Raw genomic sequence first — 24,789 nt, forward strand, 5'->3', positions numbered from 1 at the left:
CTCCTCGGGGTGTTCGGAGCGGGCGGCCGTCGGCCGGGGCGGGTTCGGCCGCGGCTCAGCGGGCCGGGACGAAGGAGCGCAGGAAGAAGGCGAGGTTGGCCGGGCGCTCGGCCAGGCGGCGCATGAAGTACCCGTACCAGTCTGCGCCGTAGGGCACGTAGACGCGCACCCGCTGACCGGCCTCGGCGAGCCGGCGCTGCTCGGCGGTGCGGATCCCGTACAGCATCTGGAACTCGTAGGTGTCCGCCGCGCGGTGGTGGCGGGCGGCGAGCTCCTGGGCGATGGCGATCATGCGGGGGTCGTGCGAGCCGACCATCGGGTAGCCGTCGCCGGCGAACAGGGTGCGCAGCGCGCGGACGTAGGAGCGGTCGACGTCCTTGCGGTCCTGGAAGGCGACGTTCGCCGGCTCCTTGTAGGCGCCCTTGACCAGGCGCACCCGGGAGCCCGCCACGGCCAGGGCGCGCGCGTCGTCCTCGGTGCGGAACAGGTAGGACTGCAGGACGGCGCCGGTGCCCGGGTGGTCGCGGCGCAGCTCGTGCAGGACGGCCAGGGTGGAGTCCACGGTGGTGTGGTCCTCCATGTCGAGGGTGACCGTGGTGCCGCTCGCGGTGGCCAGCTCGGCGACCTGGCGCACGCCCTCCAGGGCGATGTCGTGGCCGCCGTCGGGCAGCGACTGGCCGAAGGCGGAGAGCTTCACGGACACCTCGGCCCGCTCGCCGAGGCCGGCGGCCGCGAGCGTCTCCAGCAGCCGCAGGTAGGCATCGCGGGTGGCGTGGGCGGTGGCGCGGTCGGTGACGTCCTCACCGAGGTGGTCCAGGGTGACCTGCAGGCCGCTCGCGGTCAGCGCGCGGACGGTGTCCATGGCCGGGCCAAGCTCGTCGCCGGCGATGAACCGCTGGACCACGGGCCGGGTGACGGGCGCGGCGGCGACGATCTGCCGCATACGGTCGCTGCGCGAGGCGGCGAGCAGCACGGGACCGAGCACGGGGGCCTCCTGGCGGGGCGGATACGGATTCTTCGGGTCCTTCCGGACGCTCGCGGGCACCGCCCGCGCGGGCGCGGGAGGCACGGCGCAAGCGGGCCGTCACCGTGAATCTAGGTATCGGCTACCCCCTGGACCATCGACAGCTGTCACGCATTCGGGTGCCTCCCCTCATACAGATGTATGAGGCCGATGGGGGACAATGGAGGGGTGCCCGCTGACTACGGTGACTTCCAGGAGCTGGTGGACGAGGTATCGGCGCTGCTCGGGGCGCCCGCGACGCTGGAGGACCGGGATTTCCGGCTGATCGCGTTCGGCGTGCACGACAGCGAGGACGACTCCGCGGTCGATCCGGTGCGGACCCGCTCCATCCTGACCCGCCGCTCCACCGCCGAGGTGCGCGCCTGGTTCGAGCGGTTCGGCATCGCCCGGGCGACCGGCCCGGTGCGCATCCCTGCCGAGCCGGAGGCGGGCGTCTTCCGCGGCCGGCTGTGCCTGCCGGTGCGGCACGGCGGGGTGGTGCACGGCTACGTGTGGCTGCTCGACGAGGCGGAGCACTCCCCCGCGCAGCTGTCGGCCGCGATGGCGGTGGCCGCCCGGATCGGCGACCGGCTGGCGGAGCTGGCCGAGGCGGGCGCCGGCGCCGGGCAGGCGCTGCGGGCGCTGCTCACCGCGCTCTCCCGGGCGGCGCGCGACACCGCCGAGGACGACCTGCGGGCTGCCCTCGGCCCGGACGCCGACCTGCCGCACGCCCTGGTCTGCGTGTGGCCGCCCTCGCGCGGCGGCAAGCGGCTGGCGGCGGCGGGAGCGAACGGAACCGCCGTACCTGACGGCGTGAACGGCTCGGCGGGCCATGTGCCGCTCGCCGCGGACGAGTTGCCGGGGATACGGGCGGTGCCGGGCGCGGCGGCGATCGTCCGGGTGCCGGGCTGGGGCCGCTGGGAGGCGGTGGCGGTGCTGGTCCGGCTGCGCTCCCCGCACGTGCTGGCGCCGGCCCGCTCGGCGGCGACCCGGGTGCTGGCCGCGGTCGGCGGCCCGGAGCCGGCGCCGCCGGAGCTGGGCGGGCCGGTGGCCGGGCTCAGCGACTCGCGCACCTCGCTCGCCGACCTGCCGGCCGCCTGGCGCGAGGCCACCTCCGCCGCCCGGGCCGCGCGTGCCCAGCCGCTGCTGGGCCCGGTCGCCAAGTGGTCGGGCCTGGGCCCCTACCGGCTGCTGACCGCGCTGCCCGCCGACGCCCCGCCCGACCCCGCGGTCGCGCCCCTGCTCACCCCCGACCACCGCGAACTCGCCCACACCGCCGAGGTGTTCCTCGACCACGCGGGCCAGGCCGGCCGCACCGCCACCGCGCTGGCCATCCACCGCCAGACGCTCTACTACCGCCTGTCGCGGATCGAGCAGCTCACCGGCCTGGACCTGGCCGACGGCGAGTCGCGCCTGCTGCTCCACATGGCGCTGAAGGCGGCCCGCCTCTAGGGCGTCTCTGGCAAATCCCGCCTGGCCGCCGGGCCCTGGCACGCGCCCCCTGCCTTCGGCGGGGGGACCCCCAGCCGCGTTGTCGGTCGTCGGCGCAGCCCTCCCCCTGGGCCTTACGGCCCGGGAGGTACCCCCACCCTCCGCCTTGCGATCTGGGGGCACCCCCGCCGAAGGCAAGGGGGAGCACCAGACCCCGCCGACCCCGCCCTCACGGGCGGACGCCGCTATTTCCCAGACACGCCCTAGCCGCCTGAGCGACGGGAGAGCGGACCGCCTTCGGGACGTACGGACGGGATCGGACCCGGCCGGTCGGTCGGGGTCAGTCGGTGAGGTTCACCGCGCGGGCCGAGGTGGCGCCGATCTCGTCGGCGATGTCGGCGAGGACACCGGCGGGAATGGTGGAGTCCACCGTGAGGGCGACCAGCGCCTCGCCGCCGACGGCCGAGCGGGCGACCTGCATGCCGGCGATGTTGACGCCGACCTCGCCGAGGATGCGGCCCACCGTGCCGACGACGCCGGGGCGGTCGGTGTAGCGCAGGAACGCCATGTGGTCGGCGAGCGCGAGGTCCACGTCCTCCTCGCCGACGCCGACGATCTTCTGCAGGTTCTTCGGCCCGACCAGGGTGCCGGAGACCGAGACCTCGCTGCCGTCGGCGAGCGTGCCGCGCACGGTGACGAGGTTGCGGTGGTTCGGCGACTCGGAGCTGGTGGTGAGCCGGACCTCGACCCCGCGCTCCTGGGCGAACAGCGGCGCGTTGACGTAGGACACCGTCTCGGCCACCACGTCCTCGAACACACCCTTGAGCGCGCTGAGTTCGAGGATCTTCACGTCGTGCTGGGTGATCTCGCCGCACACCTCGACATCGAGCCGGGCGGCCACTTCGCCGGCCAGCGCGGTGAAGATCCGGCCCAGCTTCTCGGCCAGCGGCAGGCCTGGCTTGACGTCCTCGGCGATGACACCGCCCTGCACGTTGACCGCGTCGGGCACCAGCTCGCCGGCGAGCGCGAGCCGCACCGACTTGGCGACCGCGATGCCGGCCTTCTCCTGCGCCTCGTCGGTGGAGGCGCCCAGGTGCGGGGTGGCCACCACGTTGTCGAACTGGAAGAGCGGGGAGTCCGTGCACGGCTCCTTGGCGTAGACGTCCAGGCCCGCGCCGGCCACCCGGCCCTCCTTGAGGGCCGCGGCCAGCGCCTCCTCGTCGACGATCCCGCCGCGGGCGGCGTTGACGATGCGCACCGAGGGTTTCACCTTGTGCAGCGCCTCGTCGCCGATCAGGCCGATCGTCTCGGGGGTCTTGGGCAGGTGGACGGTGATGAAGTCGGAGACCTCCAGCAGCTCGTCCAGGCTGAGCAGCTTCACGCCGATCTGGGCGGCGCGGGCGGGCTGCACATAGGGGTCGTAGGCGACGACCTTCATGCCGAAGGCGGCCATCCGCTGGGAGACCAGCACGCCGATGCGGCCGAGGCCGACCACGCCGAGGGTCTTCTCGCTCAGCTCGACACCGGTGTACTTGTTGCGCTTCCACTCCCCCGCCTTCAGCGCCGCGTTCGCCGGGGCGATGTTGCGGGCGGAGGCGATGAGCAGGCCGCAGGCCAGCTCGGCGGCGGTGACGATGTTGGAGGTCGGCGCGTTGACGACCATGACGCCGGCCTTGGTGGCGGCGGCGACGTCGACGTTGTCCAGGCCGACGCCGGCCCTGGCGACCACCCGCAGCCGGCGGGCGGCGGCGATGGCCTCGGCGTCCACCTTGGTGGCGCTGCGGATCAGGATGGCGTCCACGTCGGCGATGGCGGGGAGCAGCTCGGAGCGGTCGGCGCCGTTGCAGTGCCGGATCTCGAAGTCCGGGCCGAGCGCGTCCACCGTGGCGGGCGAGAGCTCTTCGGCGATGAGTACGACAGGCTTCTGGCTCACGTGGTCCTCACTTGTCCTGCGGGGGCGGCCGGTCCCGTGCGGCCGCTCCGGGGAGGGCGGGATGGCTTGCCGCGTGGAAGACGCACGACGCTGTGAGCCTGACGCGCTTGTTAAGGGAGTGTATCGGCGGTGCCACCGCGCGCCATCGCCGAATTGGCAGGATCACCCGCAAGGGTGCGTCGCTTCGTACAAAGGCCGCTCGGGCCTGCGCCTTCCCGCCGGCCGGGGCCCGCGGGAGGTATACGAAGCGACGCATCCGGCGCGGCGGTTACGCCTCTTCGTCCACCCAGCTCATCAGCTTGCGCAGCTTCTTGCCGGTGGTCTCCAGCAGGTGGTTCTCGTCGGCCTTCTTGTACTCGTTGTACCGCGGCAGGCCGGCGTTGTACTCGGCGATCCAGTTGTTGGCGAAGGAGCCGTCCTGGATCTCGGCGAGGATCTTCTTCATCTCCGCCTTGGTGCCCTCGTTGATGATCCGCGGGCCGGAGACGTAGTCGCCCCACTCGGCGGTCTCGGAGACCGACCAGCGCATCTTCTCCAGGCCGCCCTCGTACATCAGGTCGACGATCAGCTTCAGCTCGTGCAGGCACTCGAAGTAGGCGATCTCCGGCTGGTAGCCGGCCTCGACCAGGGTCTCGAAGCCCGCCTTGACCAGCGCGGAGGTGCCGCCGCAGAGCACGGCCTGCTCACCGAACAGGTCGGTCTCGGTCTCCTCGGTGAAGGTCGTCTTGATGACGCCCGCGCGGGTGCCGCCGATGCCCTTGGCGTAGGACAGCGCCAGCGCGAAGCCCTTGCCGGTGGCGTCCTGCTCGACGGCCGCGATGCACGGCACGCCGCGGCCCTCCTCGTACTGGCGGCGCACCAGGTGGCCGGGGCCCTTGGGGGCGACCATGCACACGTCCACACCGGCCGGCGGCTTGATGAAGCCGTAGCGGATGTTCAGGCCGTGCCCGAAGAAGATCGCGTCGCCGTCCTTGAGGTGGTCCTTGATGGACTCCTCGTAGACGCGGGCCTGGATCGGGTCCGGCACCAGGATCATGACGACGTCGGCCTCCTCGGCCGCCTCGGCGACCGACACCACGCGCAGGCCCTGCTCCTCGGCCTGCGCCTTGGACTTCGAGCCCTCGTGCAGGCCGACGCGCACGTCCACACCGGAGTCGCGCAGCGACAGCGCGTGGGCGTGGCCCTGGCTGCCGTAGCCGATGACCGCGACCTTGCGGCCCTGGATGATGGACAGGTCGGCGTCGTCGTCGTAGAACAGCTCGGCCACTTCGGGTCTCTCCTTGCTCGGGTTTGGTACGGCCCACCGTACGACGGGCGCACGGCGGGGGGTTGCCGGGTCTCGCTATGCGGATCGGTCGAGCGCGCGCAGCGAGCGGTCGGTGATGGAGCGGGCGCCGCGGCCGATGGCGATGGTGCCGGACTGCACCAGCTCCTTGATGCCGAAGGGCTCCAGCATCTTCAGCATGGCCTCCAGCTTGTCGGCGCCGCCGGTGGCCTCCACGGTGACGGCCTCGGGCGAGACGTCCACGGTCTTGGCCCGGAAGAGCTGGACGATCTCCACGATCTGCGAGCGCGTCTCGTTGTCGGCGCGCACCTTGACCAGCACCAGCTCGCGGGCGACGGCCGCGGTGGGATCGAGCTCGACGATCTTGAGCACGTTCACCAGCTTGTTGAGCTGCTTGGTCACCTGTTCCAGTGGCAGCTGGTCCACCACGTTGACCACGATGGTGATCCGGGAGATGTCGGGGTGCTCGGTGGTGCCGACGGCCAGGGAGTCGATGTTGAAGCCGCGGCGGGAGAAGAGCGCGGTGATCCGGGCGAGGACGCCGGGCTTGTTCTCCACCAGGACGGACAGGGTGTGCTTGGACATGGCGGGGGTTCCTCGGTCTGCCGTGCGGTCGGTCGTCGGGTCTGTCGCGGACTGGCCCTCCCGGGCTCAGTCGTCCTCGCCGTCGCCGAAGTCCGGGCGGACGTCGCGGGCGGCCATGATCTCGTCGTTGGAGGTGCCGGCGGCCACCATCGGCCAGACCATCGCGTCCTCGTGGACGATGAAGTCCACCACGACCGGCCGGTCGTTGATCGCGTTCGCCTTGGCGATCACCGCGTCGAGCTCGTCCGGGCTCTCGCAGCGCAGGCCCACGCAGCCCATCGCCTCCGCCAGCTTCACGAAGTCCGGCACCCGGGTGCCGCGGTTGCGGATCGACCCCACGCCCTGGGTGGAGCCGGGCACCGCGTCGGCGCCGTCGTGCAGCACCGTGTTGGAGAACCGCTCGCCGTAGAAGAGGTTCTGCCACTGGCGGACCATGCCCAGGGCGCCGTTGTTGATGATCGCGACCTTGATCGGGATGTTGTTCAGCGCGCAGGTGGTCAGTTCCTGGTTGGTCATCTGGAAGCAGCCGTCGCCGTCGATCGCCCACACCGTGGCGTCCGGCCGGCCCGCCTTGGCGCCCATCGCGGCCGGCACCGCGTAGCCCATGGTCCCGGCGCCGCCGGAGTTGAACCAGGTGCCCGGCTGCTCGTACTTGATGAACTGCGCGGCCCACATCTGGTGCTGGCCCACGCCCGCGGCGAACAGCGTGTTTTCCGGGGCGAGTTCGCCGATCCGCTCGATGACCTGCTGCGGGGCGAGGCTGCCGTCGGCCGGCAGGTCGTAGCCGAGCGGGTAGGTGTTGCGCCAGAAGCTCAGCTGCCGCCACCAGTCGGTGTAGTCGCCGCGGTGCCCGGCCTCGTGGTCGGCCTGCACGGCGACGATCAGGTCGGCCAGCACCTCGCGGGCGTCGCCGACGATCGGCACGTCGGCGATGCGGTTCTTGGAGATCTCCGCCGGGTCGATGTCGGCGTGCACCACCTTGGCCAGCGGCGCGAAGGTGTCCAGCCGGCCGGTGACCCGGTCGTCGAAGCGGGCGCCGAGCGCCACGATCAGGTCCGCCTTCTGCAGCGCGGTGACCGCCGAGACGTCGCCGTGCATGCCCGGCATGCCGACGTGCTGCGGGTGGCTGTCGGGGAAGGCGCCCAGCGCCATCAGGGTCGTCGTCACCGGGGCGCCGGTCAGCTCGGCGAGGATGCGCAGCTCGGCGGTGGCCCGGGCCTTGATCACCCCGCCGCCGACATAGAGGACCGGGCGGCGGGCCTCGTTGATCAGCCGGGCCGCCTCGCGGATCTGCTTGGCGTGCGGCTTGGTCACCGGGCGGTAGCCGGGCAGCTCCTGGTGCGGCGGCCAGGAGAACGTCGTCTCGTTCTGCAGCGCGTCCTTGGCGATGTCCACCAGGACCGGGCCCGGGCGGCCGGTGCTCGCGATGTGGAACGCCTCGGCGATCGTGCGCGGGATCTCGGCCGCGTCGGTGACCAGGAAGTTGTGCTTGGTGACCGGCATCGTGATGCCGCAGATGTCCGCCTCCTGGAAGGCGTCCGTGCCGATGGACTTCGAGGCGACCTGGCCGGTGATCGCCACGATCGGCACCGAGTCCATGTGGGCGTCGGCGATCGGCGTCACCAGGTTGGTGGCGCCCGGGCCCGAGGTCGCCATGCACACCCCGACCTTCCCGGTGGCCTGCGCGTAGCCGGTGGCGGCGTGGCCCGCGCCCTGCTCGTGCCGGACCAGGACGTGGCGCACCTTGGCGGAGTCCATCAGCGGGTCGTAGGCCGGCAGGATCGCGCCACCCGGGATGCCGAAGACGGTATCGGCGCCGACGGCCTCCAGCGAGCGGATGAGGGCCTGGGCGCCGGTCATGCGCTCGGCGGTGGCGGCGGGCGCCGTGCTGCGGGCCCGGCCTTGCGGATGGTGGGACCCGGTGGCCTGCTCGGTCATCTGCGTTCTCTTCTCTTCTCTCGAAGATGAGGGTTTTCTTTGGGTACCGGACAACAAAAAACCCCTCGTGCCGTCAGGCAAGCGAGGGGAGCGCGCCGGTGCGAGCGAGGAGTGGGCCTCGATCAGCCGACGCGCTTTCCAAGTACGAGGATTCGGGTGCGCATGGCCCGACCCTCCTCCCGCGCCTGGGCGAGTGTCAAGCCGGCGGGACGGGCGTCTCAGCATTCGAACGCCTCGGCAGGGGCGGCAGGGGGCGCGCGACGACCTGTTCGCGCCGGTGGTCCCGGGCCGGATCGCGGCCGTCCCGGCCGTCGCGGCTGTCGTATTCGGCCTGCCGCGGCACGGGGTAGCAGCCGCGGCCCAGCGAGCCGCGCAGCGGCTTCTCCTCCAGCGGCCCGGAGAAGGCCATGCCCAGGCCCGCCACGCAGCCCATCTCGCGCATCGCTAGCAGTTGCTCGGGCCGGTCGATGCCATCGGCGACGGTGCGGATGCCGAGGTCGGTGGCGATCCCGACCAGCCCGCGGGTGATCTTGTGCTGGCGGGTGGACTCCACCACTCCTTCGGTGAAGGCGCGGTCGAGCTTGATGACGTCCACCGGCAGCGTGCGCAGCACGCCCAGCGAGCCACCCGGCGAGCCGGGGCCGGCGGCGAAGCCGGCCAGGGCGATCCGCACCCCGAGGCGGCGCAGCCCGGCGAGCCGGTGCTCCAGCTCCTGCAGGGTCGCCTGCGGGTCGGCGCCGGCCACTTCGACGACCAGACAGCCGGGCGGCAGCTCGTGCCGCGCGAGCAGGTGCTCGATGCCGCGGGCGGGCGGGTCGCGGTGGAGCAGCCGGCGCAGCGGCAGCCGTACGGTGACGGGGACCCGGTGGCCGGCGCCGTAGCGCTGCGCCGCCTGCTCGACGGCCTGTTCGAGCAGCCACCACCCCATGTCTAAGCCGCGGTCGCGCTGCAGGTCGCCGTGGAGGAACTCGGCGGGGGTGAAGAGTATGCCCTGCGAGGAGCGCCAGCGGGCGCGGGCCTCCAGGCCGGTGACGCGGCCGCTGGACAGCTCGACGACGGGCTGGTGGAGCAGGGTGAACTCGCCGTCGTCCAGCGCCTTCCTGACCCGGCCGGCCAGCTCGTGCCGACGGACGGCGTCGGCCTGCAGTTGCGGGCTGTACAGCTCGACGCGGCCCTTGCCGGCCTGCTTGGCCCGGTACATCGCGAGGTCGGCGTGGCGCATGACATCGGCGGGGGTGCTGCCGGGCTCGGCGAAGGCGACGCCGATGCTGGCGCCGACCCGCACCTCGATGCCGTCCACCCGGTAGGGCTCGGACAGGGCCGCGCGCAGCCGCTCGGCGATGTCGCGGACCCGGGCCTCACCGCTCGGGGTGCCGGTGGGGCCGCTGCCGGGGGTGCCGCCCGGGTCGGTGCTCTGGGCGGAGGGGCCGGCCCCGGCCGGTTCGGCGGCGAGCCGGGCGCCGGAGCCGGGCGCGGGGCCCGCGGGGGCGGTGACGCACTCGGCGGGGCGGGGGTGCGGGATGGGGCCGGTGTCGGGGCCCGAGACGAGGGCGGCGAACTCGTCGCCGCCGAGCCGGGCGGCGATGTCGGTGGCCCGCAGGGTCTCGCGCAGCCGCCGGGCGGCCTGGACGAGCAGGTCGTCGCCTGCCTGGTGGCCCACCGTGTCGTTGACCTCCTTGAAGCCGTCGAGGTCGACGTAGAGCACGGCGGCTGTCTGGTCGCCGGAGCGGCGGCCGCCGACCGCGCGGCCGAGCCGGTCCAGGAACAGCGCGCGGTTGGGCAGGTCGGTAAGCGGGTCGTGCGAGGCGTTGTGCTGCAACTGGGCCTGCAGCCGCACCCGTTCGGTGATGTCGCGGCTGTTGAAGATCAGGCCGCCCTGGTAGCGGGTGACGCTGGACTCCACGGTGAGCCAGCCGGGGCGCTGCTCGGGCCGGCCGGCGGCCGCGGCGGGGCGGCCGGAGCGGATGCGGCACTCGATGCGGGTGGCCGGCTCGTCGGCGGGCTGGGCGGCCAGGAAGCGGCGCACCTCGTGCAGCACCCGGCCGAGGTCGTCGGGGTGGATGTGCGCGGCGAGCTCGGTGCCGATCATCTCGGCGGGGTCCCGCCCGTAGACCCCCTGGGCGGCGGGGCTGACGTAGCGCAGCACCCCGTTGGGCGCGGCGATCATGATGACGTCGCTGGAGCCCTGCACCAGGGAGCGGAAGTGGCTTTCCTTGTGGGCGAGTTCCTGGGTGAGTGCGATGTTGTCCAGCAGCATGATGCCCTGGCGGACGATGAGGGCGAGCACCACGGTGCAGCCGGTGGAGAGCACCACCCGGTCGCACCTCTGGCCGGTGATCACGGTGGACAGGATGCTCAACGTGCAGACGCCGGCGGCCAGGTACGGCGTCAGGGCGGTCAGCGAGGTGGCGACCCGGCGGGTGGCGGCCGAGCGGCGGGCGGGGTGCCGGCGCGGGTCGACCCAGGGCGCGTACGCCATCAGCAGGCTGGCGGCGAACCAGCCGGCGTCGAGCACCTGGCCCGAGCGGTAGTGGGCGCGCAGCAGCGGGGAGGTGAACAGCGCGTCGCACAGCACGGTGAGGGCGAGGGCGGCCAGCGCGGTGTTTACCGCCGCCCGGTTCACCCCCGAGCGCCGGAAGTGCAGCGCGAGCACCATGCTCACCAGCACGATGTCCAGCAGCGGGTAGGCGAGCGAGAGCGCGAGGCGGGCGGTGCTCGGTCCGTCGATGGCGGCGGTGCGGGCCAGCGCGAGGCTCCAGGACAAGGTGAGCAGCGAGCCGCCGATCAGCCAGGTGTCCAGCGCCAGGCAGACCCAACCGGCCCTGGTCACCGGCCGCTTGGCCAGCACCAGCAGCCCGATGATGGCCGGCGGGGCGAACAGCAGGAAGCAGAAGTCGGCGGCGGAGGTCTGCGGCACCGGGCGGTGCAGCACCACCTCGTACCATCCCCAGATGGCGTTGCCCAGGGCGGTCATCGAGGAGGAGAAGGCGAACAGCAGCCAGGCCAGGCGGTGCGGGCCGTCGGCCCCGCGGCCGTAGAGCAGGGCGGAGACGGCGGCGGCCGCGGCGGCCCCGGAGAGCCCGAAGTCGCCCATGAACAGCGCCACCTGCTCGCTGCCCCAGCCCAGCACGGCGCCCGTGGTGTAGCCGCCGCACAGCACGGCGAGCAGCACCTGGGGCAGCAGTCCGGTACGCCAGGCGGTGGTGGTGCGCACCGCCGGCACCGCTTCGCCGGTGCTCACGGTGTGCTCCGCCGGGCCGTGGTGCGCGGGTGCCGCGCCGCCCGGAGGTGCGTCCGGTCGGGCATCGCCGCTCACCCCCCTCACTCAAGTCGTCGTCGCCAACGCCGTGTCCGTGTCGTTCGGTCACAACGTGCCCCCGTATGCCGACGATACACCAGATTGGTCACTCTGGGACAGGGACTTTCTACTGTGCGTAACCATCTGGGGGCCGCCGGCCACCGCCCGCAGCCGGGGCGGAGCGGCGCCGTCAGCTCACGGCGACGGTGTTCTCCAGCGGTTCGCCTGCGGCGAACCGCCGCAACTGGGCCGCCACCAGGCGCTTTGCGCGCGGCAGGAAGGCCGAGGTGCTGCCCCCGACGTGCGGGCTGATGAGCACGCCGGGCGCGTGCCAGAGCGGGTGGCCGGCCGGCAGCGGCTCGGGGTCGGTGACGTCCAGGGCCGCGGTCAGCCGGCCCGATTCGGTCTCGGCGAGCAGCGCCTTGGTGTCCACCACCGGCCCGCGGGCGACGTTCACCAGCAGGGCGCCGTCCTTCAGGGCGGCCAGGAAGGCCGCGTTGACCAGGCCGCGGGTCTGCTCGGTGAGCGGCGTGGTGAGCACCACGACGTCGGCCGCGGGCAGCAGCCCCGGCAGGTCCGCCATGGCGTGCACCGGGCCGCGCGGCGACTGCCGGGCGCTGCGGGCGACCCGGTCCACCGCGCACTCGAAGGGGATCAGCCGCTCCTCGACCGCGGCGCCGATCGAGCCGTAGCCGACGATGAGCACCCGGCGGTCGGCGAGCGCAGGGTAGAAGCCGGAGTACCACTTCTCGTTGTCCTGGCCGCGCACGAAGCGGGGGATGCCGCGCAGCGCGGACAGGGTGAGGGTCAGGGCGAGTTCGGCGGTGCTGGCCTCGTGCACCCCGCGGGCGTTGCACACGCTGGTGCCGGGCGGCAGCTGGCCCAGGTGCGGCAGGATGTGGTCCACGCCGGCGCTGAGCGTCTGCACCACGCGCAGGTTGCGCATCCGCGGCAGCGGCCGGGGCCCCACGGTGAAGCCGCTCGCGTACGGGACGACGTAGAAGACCGCTTCCGCGGGGTCGCCGGGGAAGTCCTCGTCCCCGTCCCAGAACAGGTAGGCGAAGTCGTCGGGCAGTCCGTCGATGTCCTGCGGCGGCAGGGACAGCCACACCTGGGGCCGGCCGTCGGGTGCCTGCGGAGTGCTCGGGCCTGCTGCGCCGTGGTTTCGGGTCGTGTCGGTCATGGTCAGGAGGCTATGGCACAGTGGGGCGGCGCAAGGAGGTCGTGACGGGTGGAGCGCAGGACGGTCGGGGCGACGGCGCTCACGGTGGGTGCGGTGGGCCTGGGGTGCATGCCGATGAGCTGGGCGTACACCGCCTCCCGGCGGGACGGCGAGGAGTCGGTGCGCGCCGTGCACACCGCGCTGGACCACGGCGTGACCCTGCTGGACACCGCCGACATGTACGGCCCGTTCACCAACGAGCTGCTGCTGGGGCGGGTGTTGCGCGAGCGGCGCTCCGATGCCTTCGTCGCCACCAAGTGCGGGCTGCTCGTCGGCGAGCAGCACCTGGTCGCCAACGGCCGTCCCTCGTACGTGCGCAGGGCCTGCGACGCCTCACTGCGGCGGCTGCAGACCGAGGTGATCGACCTGTACCTGCTGCACCGGGTGGATCCCGAGGTGCCGGTGGAGGAGACCTGGGGCGCGATGGCCGAACTGGTCGCCGCGGGCAAGGTGCGGGCGCTGGGGATGTCCGCGGTGGGCGCGCACGGCGGGCGGCGCGGCCGGCACCGGTACGAGGAGACGCTGCGTCATCTGGCCCGCGCGCAGCAGGTGTTCCCGGTGGCGGCGGTGCAGGCGGAGCTGTCGGTGTGGGCGCGCGAGGCGCTGGCCGAGCTGCTGCCGTGGTGCGCGGCCAGAGGAGTGGGGTTCCTGGCGGCGATGCCGCTGGGCAGCGGGTACCTGACCGGCACCCTCACCCCGGGCCAGGGCTTCGAGCCGGACGACCCCCGGGCCCGGCACCCGCGCTTCACCGCCGAGATGATGGCCGCGAACCAGCCGGTGGTGGCGGGCCTGCGCCGGGTGGCCGCCCGCCACGGCGCGACGCCGGGGCAGGCGGCGCTGGCCTGGGCGCTGGCGCAGCACCCCAGCGTGGTGCCGGTGCCGGGCACGAAGACGGCCCGGTACGCCGCGGAGAACGCGGGCGCGGCGCGGTTGCGCCTGACCCCGGCCGACCTGGCGGAGATCTCGGCGCTGCCGCAGGGGCGCGGCTCCTGGGACTGACCGCGCTGCGGATCCCCGGTGTGGTGTGCTTGGCTGGGACGGGGGCACGGCCACGGTGCGGGAGTTGACGGTGAGGAAAGACATCGGGACCGTACGCAGGGTACGGACACCGGCGCGGGTGCGCGGCCTGCTGACGGCGGGCGCGGCGGCGGCCGTCCTGGTGAGCGGGTGCTCCTCGGGCACCTCCCCGCTGGTGCCCCGCACCACCCCGCCCTCGCCGCCCGCGCACACCACCGCGAGCGCCGCCCCGGCCAGTCCCTCCCCTTCGGCCGCGCCGGCCAAGGGCACCGCCAAGGTCACCGGCACGGTGGCGAGCGGCCTGAACTCGCCCTGGGGGCTGGTCCAGCTGCCCGACGGCAGCCTCCTGGTCGGCTCGCGCAACACCGGCACGATCTCGCGCGTCGACCCCGGCAAGCACACCGTGGCCAGGGTGGGCATCGTGCCCGGCGTCAGCCACACCCGGGGCGGCGAGAACGGCCTGCTGGGCCTGGCCCTGTCCCCCGACTTCGGCGCCGACCACACCCTGTACGCCTACTTCTCCACCGACTCCGACAACCGCGTCGCGAGCCTGCTCTACGACCCCTCGAAGCCGGCCGGCGAGCAGCTGGGCGCACCCGACACGATCCTGCGCGGCATCCCCACCGGGACCCTGCACAACGGCGGCCGGATCGCCTTCGGCCCGGACGGCGACCTGTACGCGGGCACCGGCGAGACCGGGCAGCGGCAGCTGGCGCAGGACATGTCCTCGCTCGGCGGCAAGATCCTGCGGATGACGCCGGACGGACAGCCGCCCGCGGACAACCCGGTGCACGGCTCGCTGGTCTACTCCCCCGGCCACCGCAATGTGCAGGGCCTGGCCTGGGACAGCGCCGGGCGGCTGTGGGCCTCGGAGTTCGGCCAGGACACCTGGGACGAGCTCAACCTGATCACACCGGGCGGCAACTACGGCTGGCCGACCGTCGAGGGCATCGCGCACCACCCGGGCTTCATCGACCCGGTCGAGCAGTGGCACCCCGACGCGGCCTCCCCCAGCGGCATCGCCTACGCGGCCGGCTGCATCTGGATGGCCTCGCTCCACGGCGAGCAGCTGTGGCGCATCCCGCTGGACGGCGCCAAGCCGGACGCGGCCCCGCAGGCGTTCCTCACCCACACCTACGGGCGACTGCGCACGGTGGTCGCGATCGACGACCACACCCTGCTGCTGACCACGAGCAACACCGACGATCGCGGCACCCCGCACAAGGGCGACGACCGCATCCTGCGGGTCGCCGTCAGCTGAGCCGCCCGCCCGGAACGCCCGCCGGAAACCCGGAAGTCCCGCCGGACCTTCGCCGGTGGTCGCCGGGGGACGTCTGCGGCCGTCTGCGGCCGTCTGCGGCCGTTCTCAGGCGGCTCAGCCCTCCGTGGCGACCAGCCGCAGCCGGTGGGCCAGCGCGGCGGCCTCGGTGCGGGTGGCGACCTGGAGCTTGGCGAGGATGTTCGAGACGTGGACGCTGGCCGTCTTCGGCGAGATGAACAGCTCCTCGGCGATCTGCCGGTTGGTGCGGCCCCGCGCCACCAGGTGCAGGACGTCCTTCTCACGGGCGGTCAGGTGCCAGGAGGCCGCGGGGTCCTCACCGGGGCCGGCCGCCGGGCCGGGCAGCAGCCGCGCCCGCTGGGCGACCTCGGCGACCGCGTCGGCGAGCGGCACCGCGCCGCTGCGGGTGGCCGCCTCCAGGGCCAGGCAGAACAGCCGCCCGGCGCTCTCGCGCACGTCCGGGCCGCCTCCCGCGGCCAGCAGCGCCTCCGCCCGCCGGGAGCGGATCTCGGCCAGCTGCAGCGGGCGCTCCTGCCCGGCGAAGGCCGTCTCGGCGGCCGCCCACAGCTGCGGGTCGCCGCCGGCCAGCGCGGCCTCGATCCAGCGGGCGTAGGCCTCGGTGAGGGCGGTGGGGCGGTCCAGGTCCGGCAGCACGGCGGCGACCGCGTCGGGGTCGACACGGGTGCCCAGCTCCAGGATCGGCCAGGCGTAGCGGGTGGTGCCCGGCGGGAAGCCCTCGGCGAGCGCGCCGTGCAGCTGCTCGCGGGCCTGCTCGGGGCGGTGCCGGCCGAGCGCGATGCGCAGTCCCAGCATCCGCAGGGGTATCCAGTGCTGCGGCTGGGTGTCGTGGCGCAGCGCCTCGGCGGCCGCGCCGTGGTGGGCTTCGGCGGCGTCCAGGTCGCCGGTGCCCACGGCGAGCAGGCCGAGTTGGAGGTGCACCCCGGCCCGCAGGAAGGGGCCGTCCACCGCCCGCAGCGCCTCGCCGGCCGGCTGGGCGGCCTCCTCGAAGCGGCCCATGGCGATCAGGGACTCCGCCTCGTTGGTGAGCAGCCAGGCGCGGGTGGCGTCGGAGACCTGGGTGCCGATCAGGCTCAGGCCGGTGCGGGCGGTCGCCACCGCCTCCACCGAGCGCCCGGCGCCCTCCAGGACGGACGCCAGGTTGCCGTGGACGCGGGCGGTCAGGCCGGGCATCCGCTGGTCGGCGACGATCCGGCGGACCTCTTCGATCCCGGCGATGCCGCCCTCGATGTCGCCGTTGTCGGCCTGGAGGATGCCGAGGGTGAGGCGCGCGTGCAGTTCGGTGTCGCGCGAGCCGCTGCGGCGGGCCAGTTCCACGGCGTGCCGGGCGGTGGTGATGCCCTCGGTGCCGGACTTGTGGATCATGATCCAGCCGGCCACGTGGGCGAGCACCTCGGCGTGCGCGGCGGAAGGCGGCAGGCCGCGGACGAGTTCGCGGGAGCGGGCCACCTCCTCCCAGCCGTCGCCGCGGCCGAGGTCCTCCACCAGCCGGGAGCGCAGCGACCAGAACCAGGCGGCACGCAACGGGTCGCCGCCGCCCTCGCGTTCGAGCAGCCGCAGCGCGCGGCGGGTGATGGTGAAGGCCCGCTCGCGCTCGCCGCCGAGCCGGGCGGCCACCGCGATCTCGGCGAGCAGGTCGAGGAAGACCAGCGGGGTGTCGGGGTCGCGCGCGGGGCACGGGTCCGGGGCGTCGGGGCCGCGGTCGTCCGCGGGGGTGTCGGGGCAGTACGCCTCGACGTGGTCGGCGGCGCGCAGGGCGGCGAGCACTTCCGGTGAGGCGTCGTCCCACAGTTCGAGGGCGCGCTCCAGCATCCGGTACTGCTCGGCGTAGGCGTGGCGGTCGCGGGCCTCGGCGGCGGCGCGCAGCACGGCGGGCAGCGCCTTCTGCGGGTCGTGGGCGGCGTACCAGTAGCTGGCCAGGCGGGCGGCGCGCTCGTCGGCGCGCACCAGCGTGGGATCGGCCTCGATCGCCTCGGCGTAGCGGCGGTTGATCCGGCTGCGCTCGCCGGGCAGCAGGTCGTCGCCGACGGCCTCGCGAACCAGGGAGTGCCGGAAACGGTAGCCGTCGCCGCTGCCGGAGGGCAGCAGGATGTTGGCGCCGACGGCGGTGCGCAGCGCGTCGAGCAGGTCGTCCTCGGCGAGCCCGGTGATCTTCTCCAGCAGCCGGTACTCCACGGTGTTGCCGCCCTCGGCGACGAACTTCGCGACGCGCTGGGCCGGCTCGGAGAGCGCCTCGACCCGCACCAGCAGCAGGTCGCGCAGCGAGTCGCTGATGGCGGTCGGGCAGCCGCCGCGGTAGCTGCAGGCCAGCTCCTCGACGAAGAAGGGGTTGCCGTCGGAGCGGGCGAACACCTCGTCCACCCGGGCCTCGTCGGGCGGCCCGGACAGGATCGAGGCGAGCTGGCGGCGCACCTCGTCGCGGGTGAAGCGGGCCAGCTCCACCCGCTCCACGGTGCGCAGCCGGTCGGTCTCGGCGAGGAAGGGGCGCAAGGGGTGGCGGCGGTGGATGTCGTCGCTGCGGTAGGTGGCCGCGACCACCACCCGGCACCGCTGGAGCGAGCGGAACAGGTAGGACAGCAGCTCGCGGGTGGAGCGGTCGGCCCAGTGCAGGTCCTCCACGACGACGACCAGGGTGCGCTCGGCGCCCAGCCGCTCCAGCATGCGGGCGGTCAGCTCGAACAGCCGCACCCGGCCGTCCTCGTCGTGCACCCCGCGGTGGGCGGCGGTGCCGGGGCCCAGCTCGGGCAGCAGGCGGGCGAGTTCGGCCTCCTGGCCCGCCACCGCCGCGGTCAGCTCGGCGCCGAGCTTGCGGTACAGGTGCCGCAGCGCGGTGGAGACCGGCGCGAACGGAAGGCCGTCCGCGCCGATCTCCACGCAGCCGCCCACGGCGACGACGGCCCCCGTCGTGCGCGCCGCCGCCAGGAACTCCTCGACCAGGCGGGTTTTGCCGATCCCCGCCTCGCCGCCGATGAGCACGGCCTGCGGCTCGCAGCCGTCGGCCGCGGCCAGGACGGCGGACAGCTTCCTCAGCTCGGCGCCGCGGCCGATGAACTCCGGGCTGAGGCTCTGCGTCTGCACGCTGCCGAGCATGGCACGCCCGGGGCGCGGCGCGACAGCGATTACCGGCGCGGTCACGCCGCGCCCCGCGGGCGCGGGTGCGCCCGGCCGAGCAGACCGGCGCGCCGGGGCCGGGACGGCGCGGCGGCCTCGAAAGCGGGGGCAGCAGGGGCAGCCTCGGACGCGGGGGAAGGCGCAGATGCCGGGGAGGCCGGGGAAGGGGCCTCCCCGGCGTCCGTGCGCTCCGCGGCCCGCACCCGCCGCGCCCCGGCACGGGACCCGCGCGCGGCGGCCTGGGCGTCGCGGGCCAGCCGCCAGCCGGCGGCGCGGCGCTGCAGCTCGGCCCGGCGCAACTCATCCATCTCATGGGCGAACATCACGGTTACTCCCTGGGAAGTCATCGTTTTCCGATGACCCAAGGCTCGTTTCCCAGGGGGGTGATCCGCATCGGGCACCTTCCCGAACTTCCGCACCCCGCAAGCAGCCCGGGGCCGCCTAAGGCACCGCGACCGGCGCTCTGAGGGGGCCTTAGACGCCCTCGCCGGAACGGGGTACCGGCCCCAGACCGGCCCCAGACCGGCCTCAGACCGGCACCGCCCGGTCGGCCGGGTCCTCAGGCGTGCCGGTCGCGGCCGGCCGCCGGGCGCCCGCGAGCAGGTCCAGGGCCGGGTCGAGCGGGGGCGGCGCGGGCAGGGCCGGGCGCGGCGCCTCGATGCTCAGCCGCGGCAGCCTGCGCTCCAGCCAGCCCGGCAGCCACCAGTTGGCGGGGCCGAGCAGGTGCATCAGGGCGGGCACCAGCAGGGTGCGCAGCACGAAGGCGTCCAGCGCGACCGCCGAGGCCAGCCCGATGCCGAACATCGCGATGACCCGGTCGCCGCTGAGCACGAAGGCGAGGAAGACCGCGATCATGATCACCGCGGCGGAGTTGATCACCCGGCTGGTCTCGGCGAGCCCGACCCGTACCGCCCGGCAGTTGTCACCGGTCGCGCGCCACTCCTCGTACATCCGGCTGACCAGGAAGACCTGGTAGTCCATCGAGAGCCCGAAGAGCACCGAGACCATGATCACCGGCAGGAAGGGCTCGATCGGGCCGGCCCGGCCCAGCCCCAGCCACTCGCTGCCCCAGCCCCACTGGAAGATCGCCGTCACCACCCCGAAGGAGGAGGCGACGGCGGCGATGTTCATCACGGCGGCCTTGACCGGCACACCGATCGAGCGGAAGGCGAGCAGCAGCAGGACGCAGCCGAGCCCGACCACGCAGCCGACGAAGAGGGGGAGCTTGCCGACCACCACGCCGGCGAAGTCGTCGTAGCTGGCCGTGGCGCCGCCGACGTACACCTTCAGGCCGGTGCCGTGCTCGGCGGCCGGCAGCACCTGGTCGCGCAGGGTGCGCACCAGCGCGGAGGTGGCGGTGGACTGCGGCGAGCTGTCGGGGACGACGGTGACGACGCCGGTGGTGCGGGAGGGGTCGAAGGCGGCGGCGCTGACCGAGGCGACGCCGGGGGTGTGCCGCAGCGTCCGCGGAAGGTCGTCCAGGGCGACCACCGCGCGGGCCCCGGAGGTGCTGGCGACCAGGGTGAGCGGGCCGTTGGTACCGGGCCCGAAGCCCTGGGCGACCAGGTCGTACGCCTTGCGGGTGGTCGATCCCGCGGGGTCGTTGCCCTGGTCGGCGGTGCCGAGGTGCAGGGCGAAGGTGGGCAGGGCGAGCACGAGCATCACGGCGGCGGCGAGCCCGGCGAGCACCCGGGGGTGGCGTTCGACGAAGGCGGACCAGCGGGCGGCGGCCCCGTGCGGGGGCGCGGCCTGCGGCCCGCCGTCCGCCCGCACCGGCGGCTCCTCGCCCGCCGCGAGCGCCCGCCGCTCCCGGCGGGACAGGGCGCGCATGCCGATCAGGCCGAGCAGGGCGGGCAGCAGCGTCACCGCGGCGGCGACCGTGAGCAGCACGGTGAGCGCGGAGGCGACGGCCACCCCGTTGAGGAAGTCCAGCCGCAGGATCAGCATGCCGAGCAGGGCCGTGCACACCGTGCCGCCGGCGAAGACCACCGCTCTGCCGGTGGTGGCCACGGCCTGCTCGGCGGCCGCGGCGACGGACAGGCCCGCCTTGAGGCCCCTGCGGTGCCGGGTGACGAGGAAGAGCGCGTAGTCGATGCCGACACCGAGGCCGATGAGCATGCCGAGCATGGGCGCGAAGTCGGCCACGGTCATGCCGTGGCCGAGCAGCACCGTGCCCATGTAGGCGGTGCCGCAGCCCATCAGGGCGGTGGCGATGGGCAGCAGCATGGCGGCGAAGGAGCCGAAGGCGACCAGCAGCACCACGGCGGCCACCGCGACCCCGACGGCCTCCGACAGATGGGCGCCGGCCGACTCGGTGCTGCCGACGGCGGCGCCGCCCAACTCGACCTCCAGGCCCGGGCGGTCGGCGGCCTTCGCGGTGTCCACCAGGGCCTGGGCCTGGGCGCGGCCGATGCTGTCGGCGTCGGTGGCGTAGTCGACGGTGGCGTACGCGGTACGGCCGTCCCGGCTGACCTGGTCCGCGCCCGCGGCGCCGTAGGGCCCGGTCACGGAGGTGACGCCGGGCAGGGTGCGGGCGTGGTCGAGGACGCGGGCCATGTCCTGCTCGACGGCGGCCGCCCGCACGCTGCCGTGCGCGGTGTGCCAGACGATCGTCTCGGAGTCGCCGGCCTGGCCGGGGAACGCCTCCTGCAGCAGCGCGGCGGCGCGGCCGGACTCGGTGTGCGGGGCGTCGTACCGGTGCGAGTAGGACGACCCGGCGGCGGCCGCGGCGGCGGTCAGGCCCAGCAGCACAGCCACCCACAGGAGGACGACGGTGAGGCGGCGGTGCAGACACCACCTGGCGAGTACGGCCATTCCGCGGGAACCCCTGTGCTAGACGTCCCCGACACTCTGCCAGGAGAAAGTGATCCTTTGCCGCTTTCGTGCTTCTCCTCACAAGTGTCCGGAAAAGATAAGGAGCGGCACCCCGCGAAGGGTGCCGCTCCTTGGATTCCCTGCCTTCGGCGGGATCTGGCGCCGGGTCAGCCCTGCAGCTTCTCCAGCACCAGCTCGCGGACCCGCTTGGCGTCGGCCTGGCCGCGGGTGAGCTTCATCACCGCGCCGATCAGGGCGCCGGCCGCGGCCAGGTTGCCGCCGCGGATCTTGTCGGCGACCGCCGCGTTGTCCGCGATGGCCTGGTCGACGGCCGCGTTCAGCGCGCCCTCGTCGGAGACGACCTTCAGGCCGCGCTTCTCCACCACCCGGTCGGGGTCGCCCTCGCCGGCCAGCACGCCCTCGATGACCTGCCGGGCGAGCTTGTCGTTGAGCTCGCCGGCCGCCACCAGCGCGGAGATCCGGGCCACCTGCTGCGGGGTGATCGCCACCTCGGACAGCTCCACCCCGGCCTCGTTGGCGTGCCGGGCCAGCTCGCCCATCCACCACTTGCGGGCCGAGGCGGCGTCCGCGCCGGCGTCGATGGTGGCCGTGATCAGGTCGATGGCACCGGCGTTGAGGGCGGACTGCATCTCGAAGTCGGAGATGCCCCACTCCTTCTTCAGCCGCTCCCGGCGGGCCAGCGGCAGCTCGGGCAGCGAGCCGCGCAGCTCCTCCACCCACTCCCGCGGCGGGGCGATCGGCACCAGGTCGGGCTCGGGGAAGTACCGGTAGTCCTCGGCCTCCTCCTTGATCCGGCCGGAGGTGGTGGAGCCGTCCTCCTCGTGGAAGTGCCGGGTCTCCTGCACGATGGTGCCGCCCGAGGAGAGCACGGCGGCGTGCCGCTGGATCTCGAACCGGGCCGCGCGCTCCACGCTGCGCAGGGAGTTGACGTTCTTGGTCTCGCTGCGGGTGCCGAACTTCTTCTCCCCCAGCGGGCGCAGCGACAGGTTGACGTCGCAGCGCAGCTGGCCCATCTCCATCCGGGCCTCGGAGACCCCGAGCGCGCGGATCAGCTCGCGCAGCTCGGCGACGTACGCCCGGGCCACCTCGGGGGCGCGCGCGCCCGCGCCCTCGATCGGCTTGGTGACGATCTCGATCAGCGGGATGCCGGCCCGGTTGTAGTCCAGCAGCGAGTGCGAGGCGCCGTGGATGCGGCCGGTGGCACCGCCGATGTGGGTGGACTTGCCGGTGTCCTCCTCCATGTGGGCGCGCTCGATGTGCACCCGGAAGACCTCGCCGTCCTCCAACTGGACGTCCAGGTAGCCGTTGTACGCGATCGGCTCGTCGTACTGCGAGGTCTGGAAGTTCTTCGGCATGTCCGGGTAGAAGTAGTTCTTCCGGGCGAACCGGCACCACTGCGCGATCTCGCAGTTGAGCGCCAGACCGATCCTGATCGCGGACTCCACGCCGCTCTCGTTGACCACCGGCAGTGCGCCGGGCAGGCCGAGGCAGGTCGGGCAGGTCTGCGAGTTGGGCTCGGCGCCCAGCGCGGTGGAGCAGCCGCAGAACATCTTGGTCCTGGTGCCGAGCTCGACGTGGACCTCCAGGCCCATCACCGGGTCGTACGACGCCAGCGCGTCCTCGTAGGACAGCAGATCCGTGACGGTCACTTTTCGCTCTACCTCTTCGTCTCCGGCCGGTCAGCCGCTGAGGCTGTCGTCGTTGGCCCTGCGCAGCTCGCGGACGAGCAGCACGATGCCGGTGGTCACCACGGCGGCCCGCAGCAGGGCGTCGACCAGCTGCAGCGTGTCGTCCTCGGCGCGGGCGGCGCGGACCTTCTTCACGGCGGTGAAGCCGCTGAACAGCGAGGTGCCGATGGACAGGTACGTGCCGCCCTTGCCCTTGCCGCTCTTCTCGCCCTTGTCCGTGGTCTTCGCGGTGGACTTCTTGTCGGTGGTCACAGCTGCGGTGCCTCCTCGAGCAGCGGATGGCCCCACTTCGCAACGAAGGCGGCCTCGACGGCGGCGCCGACCCGGTAGAGCCGGTCGTCCTTGAGCGCGGGCGCGATGATCTGCAGGCCCACCGGGAGACCATCCTCCGGTGCCAGTCCGCAGGGCAGCGACATCGCCGCGTTGCCCGCCAGGTTGACCGGGATGGTGCACAGGTCGGCCAGGTACATCGCCAGCGGGTCGTCCACCCGCTCGCCGATCGGGAATGCCGTGGTCGGCGTGGTGGGCGAGACCACGACGTCGACCTGCTCGAAGGCCCGCTCGAAGTCGCGCGCGATCAGGGTGCGGACCTTCTGCGCCGAGCCGTAGTACGCGTCGTAGTAGCCGGAGCTGAGCGCGTAGGTGCCCAGGATGATCCGGCGCTTGACCTCCGGGCCGAAGCCGGCCTCGCGGGTGAGCGCGGTGACCTCCTCGGCGGAGTGGCTGCCGTCGTCGCCGACCCGCAGCCCGTAGCGCATCGCGTCGAAGCGGGCCAGGTTGCTGGAGCACTCCGAGGGCGCGATCAGGTAGTAGGCGGCCAGCGCGTAGGTGAACGACGGGCAGGACAGCTCCACGACCTCGGCGCCCAGACCGCGCAGCAGCTCCACCGACTCGTTGAACCGCTCGACGACGCCGGCCTGGTAGCCCTCGCCGCCGAGCTCCTTGACCACGCCGACCCGCAGGCCCGCCACGTCGCCGCTGCGGGCGGCCTCGACCACGGGGGGCACGGGGGCGTCGATGGAGGTGGAGTCCATCGGGTCGTGCCCGGCGATCACCTCGTGCAGCAGCGCGGCGTCCAGCACGGTGCGCGCGCAGGGCCCGCCCTGGTCGAGCGAGGAGGAGAAGGCGACCATGCCGTAGCGCGAGACCCCGCCGTAGGTGGGCTTCACACCGACGGTGCCGGTGACCGCGGCGGGCTGCCGGATCGAGCCGCCGGTGTCGGTGCCGATCGCGAGCGGCGCCTGGTAGGAGGCCAGGGCCGCGGCCGAGCCGCCGCCGGAGCCGCCGGGCACGCGGGTGAGGTCCCACGGGTTGCCGGTCGGGCCGTAGGCGCTGTTCTCGGTGGAGGAGCCCATCGCGAACTCGTCCATGTTGGTCTTGCCGAGGATCACCACGTCGGCGTCCTTCAGCCGCTTGGTGACGGTGGCGTCGTACGGCGGGATCCAGCCCTCGAGGATCTTCGAGCCCACGGTGGTGGGCACGCCCTCGGTGGTGAAGATGTCCTTCAGCGCCAGCGGCACGCCGGCCAGCGGGCCGAGCGGCTCGCCCGCCGCCCGCTTGGCGTCCACCGCGCGGGCCTGCGCGAGGGCGCCCTCGCGGTCCACGTGCAGGTAGGCGTGGACCTTCTCGTCCACGGCCTCGATCCGGGCCAGGTGCGCCTCGGCGACCTCGACGGCGGTCAGCTCGCCGGAGGCGATGCGGGCCGCGGTCTCGGCCGCGGTCAGCCGGATGATGTCGGTCACGGCGGTCACGCCTCCTCGCCCAGGATCTGCGGCACCTTGAAACGCTGCTGCTCCTGCGCGGGCGCGCCGGAAAGGGCCTGCTGCGCGGTCAGCGACGGCCGGACGGTGTCCTGGCGCATCACATTGGTCAGGGGCAGCGGGTGGGAGGTCGGCGGGACGTCCTCGCCGGCCACCTCGGATACGCGGGCTACGGCGCCGATGATGTCGTCGAGCTGTCCGGCGAAGTGGTCGAGCTCTTCGCCGGACAGCTCCAGACGTGCCAGCCGGCCGAGGTGGGCGACCTCCTCGCGCGTGATGCCAGGCATGCAGCGATCCTTTTTGAGGGGGTGGGTGTTTCCGTGATCCCCAATCCTACGGGCCCGCGCACCCCCGGCGTCGCGACGGCCCCTCCCGCGGAGGCGCGC

The 24,789-nt window shown here is 73.7% G+C and carries 16 protein-coding genes; 3 read left to right on the forward strand and 13 right to left on the reverse strand.

The features are described 5' to 3' along the window. Nucleotides 1-55: 55 nt before the first annotated feature. Nucleotides 56-985: a proline dehydrogenase family protein gene (locus BLR33_RS32055; RefSeq protein ID WP_093788183.1), complete on the reverse strand. Its 930-nt coding sequence runs from the start codon at nucleotides 983-985 to the stop codon at nucleotides 56-58. Nucleotides 986-1,174: 189 nt separating this feature from the next. Here BLR33_RS32055 and BLR33_RS32060 point away from each other — a divergent pair, with 189 nt between their 5' ends. Beyond that, nucleotides 1,175-2,455: a PucR family transcriptional regulator gene (locus tag BLR33_RS32060; protein ID WP_093788184.1), complete on the forward strand. Its 1,281-nt coding sequence runs from the start codon at nucleotides 1,175-1,177 to the stop codon at nucleotides 2,453-2,455. 319 nt (nucleotides 2,456-2,774) lie between these two features. Here the strand turns inward: BLR33_RS32060 and serA are convergent, their stop codons facing one another. From serA to BLR33_RS32090, 6 genes are all read right to left on the reverse strand, one after another. After that, on the reverse strand, nucleotides 2,775-4,367 hold the full coding sequence (gene serA, locus BLR33_RS32065; protein WP_093788185.1) for a phosphoglycerate dehydrogenase: 1,593 nt from the start codon (nucleotides 4,365-4,367) through the stop codon (nucleotides 2,775-2,777). A 268-nt stretch (nucleotides 4,368-4,635) separates the two neighbouring features. Next, nucleotides 4,636-5,634, reverse strand: a complete 999-nt coding sequence (ilvC, locus tag BLR33_RS32070; protein ID WP_093788186.1) for a ketol-acid reductoisomerase — start codon at nucleotides 5,632-5,634, stop codon at nucleotides 4,636-4,638. 75 nt (nucleotides 5,635-5,709) lie between these two features. Further along, nucleotides 5,710-6,237, reverse strand: coding sequence for an acetolactate synthase small subunit (gene ilvN, locus BLR33_RS32075; RefSeq protein WP_093788187.1), 528 nt, complete (start codon nucleotides 6,235-6,237; stop codon nucleotides 5,710-5,712). Nucleotides 6,238-6,303: 66 nt separating this feature from the next. Next, a complete protein-coding gene (locus BLR33_RS32080) occupies nucleotides 6,304-8,175 on the reverse strand; it encodes an acetolactate synthase large subunit (RefSeq protein WP_093788188.1) in 1,872 nt (623 codons plus the stop codon). Between the two features lie 196 nt (nucleotides 8,176-8,371). Continuing rightward, entirely contained in the window at nucleotides 8,372-11,416 is a 3,045-nt protein-coding gene (locus BLR33_RS36535; RefSeq protein ID WP_245771807.1) for a putative bifunctional diguanylate cyclase/phosphodiesterase, read from the reverse strand. A 247-nt stretch (nucleotides 11,417-11,663) separates the two neighbouring features. After that, nucleotides 11,664-12,656 carry a 2-hydroxyacid dehydrogenase gene (locus BLR33_RS32090; RefSeq protein ID WP_093788189.1) on the reverse strand — a complete coding sequence of 331 codons (993 nt, stop codon included), beginning with the start codon at nucleotides 12,654-12,656 and terminating at the stop codon, nucleotides 11,664-11,666. 48 nt (nucleotides 12,657-12,704) lie between these two features. Here BLR33_RS32090 and BLR33_RS32095 point away from each other — a divergent pair, with 48 nt between their 5' ends. Beyond that, on the forward strand, nucleotides 12,705-13,694 hold the full coding sequence (locus BLR33_RS32095; protein WP_093788190.1) for an aldo/keto reductase: 990 nt from the start codon (nucleotides 12,705-12,707) through the stop codon (nucleotides 13,692-13,694). Nucleotides 13,695-13,812: 118 nt separating this feature from the next. Further along, nucleotides 13,813-14,973: a PQQ-dependent sugar dehydrogenase gene (locus BLR33_RS32100; RefSeq protein WP_093788191.1), complete on the forward strand. Its 1,161-nt coding sequence runs from the start codon at nucleotides 13,813-13,815 to the stop codon at nucleotides 14,971-14,973. Between the two features lie 114 nt (nucleotides 14,974-15,087). On the opposite strand, the gene BLR33_RS32105 is transcribed toward BLR33_RS32100, so the two are convergent. The 6 genes from BLR33_RS32105 to gatC form a co-directional block, all read right to left on the reverse strand. Beyond that, a complete protein-coding gene (locus BLR33_RS32105) occupies nucleotides 15,088-18,099 on the reverse strand; it encodes a helix-turn-helix transcriptional regulator (RefSeq protein ID WP_093788192.1) in 3,012 nt (1,003 codons plus the stop codon). A gap of 549 nt (nucleotides 18,100-18,648) precedes the next feature. Next, entirely contained in the window at nucleotides 18,649-20,934 is a 2,286-nt protein-coding gene (locus BLR33_RS32115; RefSeq protein ID WP_093788194.1) for an MMPL family transporter, read from the reverse strand. A 167-nt stretch (nucleotides 20,935-21,101) separates the two neighbouring features. Next, nucleotides 21,102-22,604, reverse strand: coding sequence for an Asp-tRNA(Asn)/Glu-tRNA(Gln) amidotransferase subunit GatB (gene gatB, locus BLR33_RS32120; RefSeq protein WP_093788196.1), 1,503 nt, complete (start codon nucleotides 22,602-22,604; stop codon nucleotides 21,102-21,104). A gap of 30 nt (nucleotides 22,605-22,634) precedes the next feature. Beyond that, nucleotides 22,635-22,895, reverse strand: a complete 261-nt coding sequence (locus tag BLR33_RS32125) for a hypothetical protein (protein WP_093788198.1) — start codon at nucleotides 22,893-22,895, stop codon at nucleotides 22,635-22,637. Continuing rightward, nucleotides 22,892-24,385 carry an Asp-tRNA(Asn)/Glu-tRNA(Gln) amidotransferase subunit GatA gene (gene gatA, locus BLR33_RS32130; protein ID WP_093788258.1) on the reverse strand — a complete coding sequence of 498 codons (1,494 nt, stop codon included), beginning with the start codon at nucleotides 24,383-24,385 and terminating at the stop codon, nucleotides 22,892-22,894. The genes BLR33_RS32125 and gatA overlap by 4 nt, the downstream gene beginning before the upstream one ends. 5 nt (nucleotides 24,386-24,390) lie before the next feature. Then, on the reverse strand, nucleotides 24,391-24,690 hold the full coding sequence (gene gatC / locus BLR33_RS32135; RefSeq protein ID WP_093788200.1) for an Asp-tRNA(Asn)/Glu-tRNA(Gln) amidotransferase subunit GatC: 300 nt from the start codon (nucleotides 24,688-24,690) through the stop codon (nucleotides 24,391-24,393). Nucleotides 24,691-24,789 lie beyond the last annotated feature (99 nt).

Source organism: Actinacidiphila guanduensis (assembly GCF_900103985.1).
Classification (GTDB): Bacteria; Actinomycetota; Actinomycetes; order Streptomycetales; family Streptomycetaceae; genus Actinacidiphila; species Actinacidiphila guanduensis.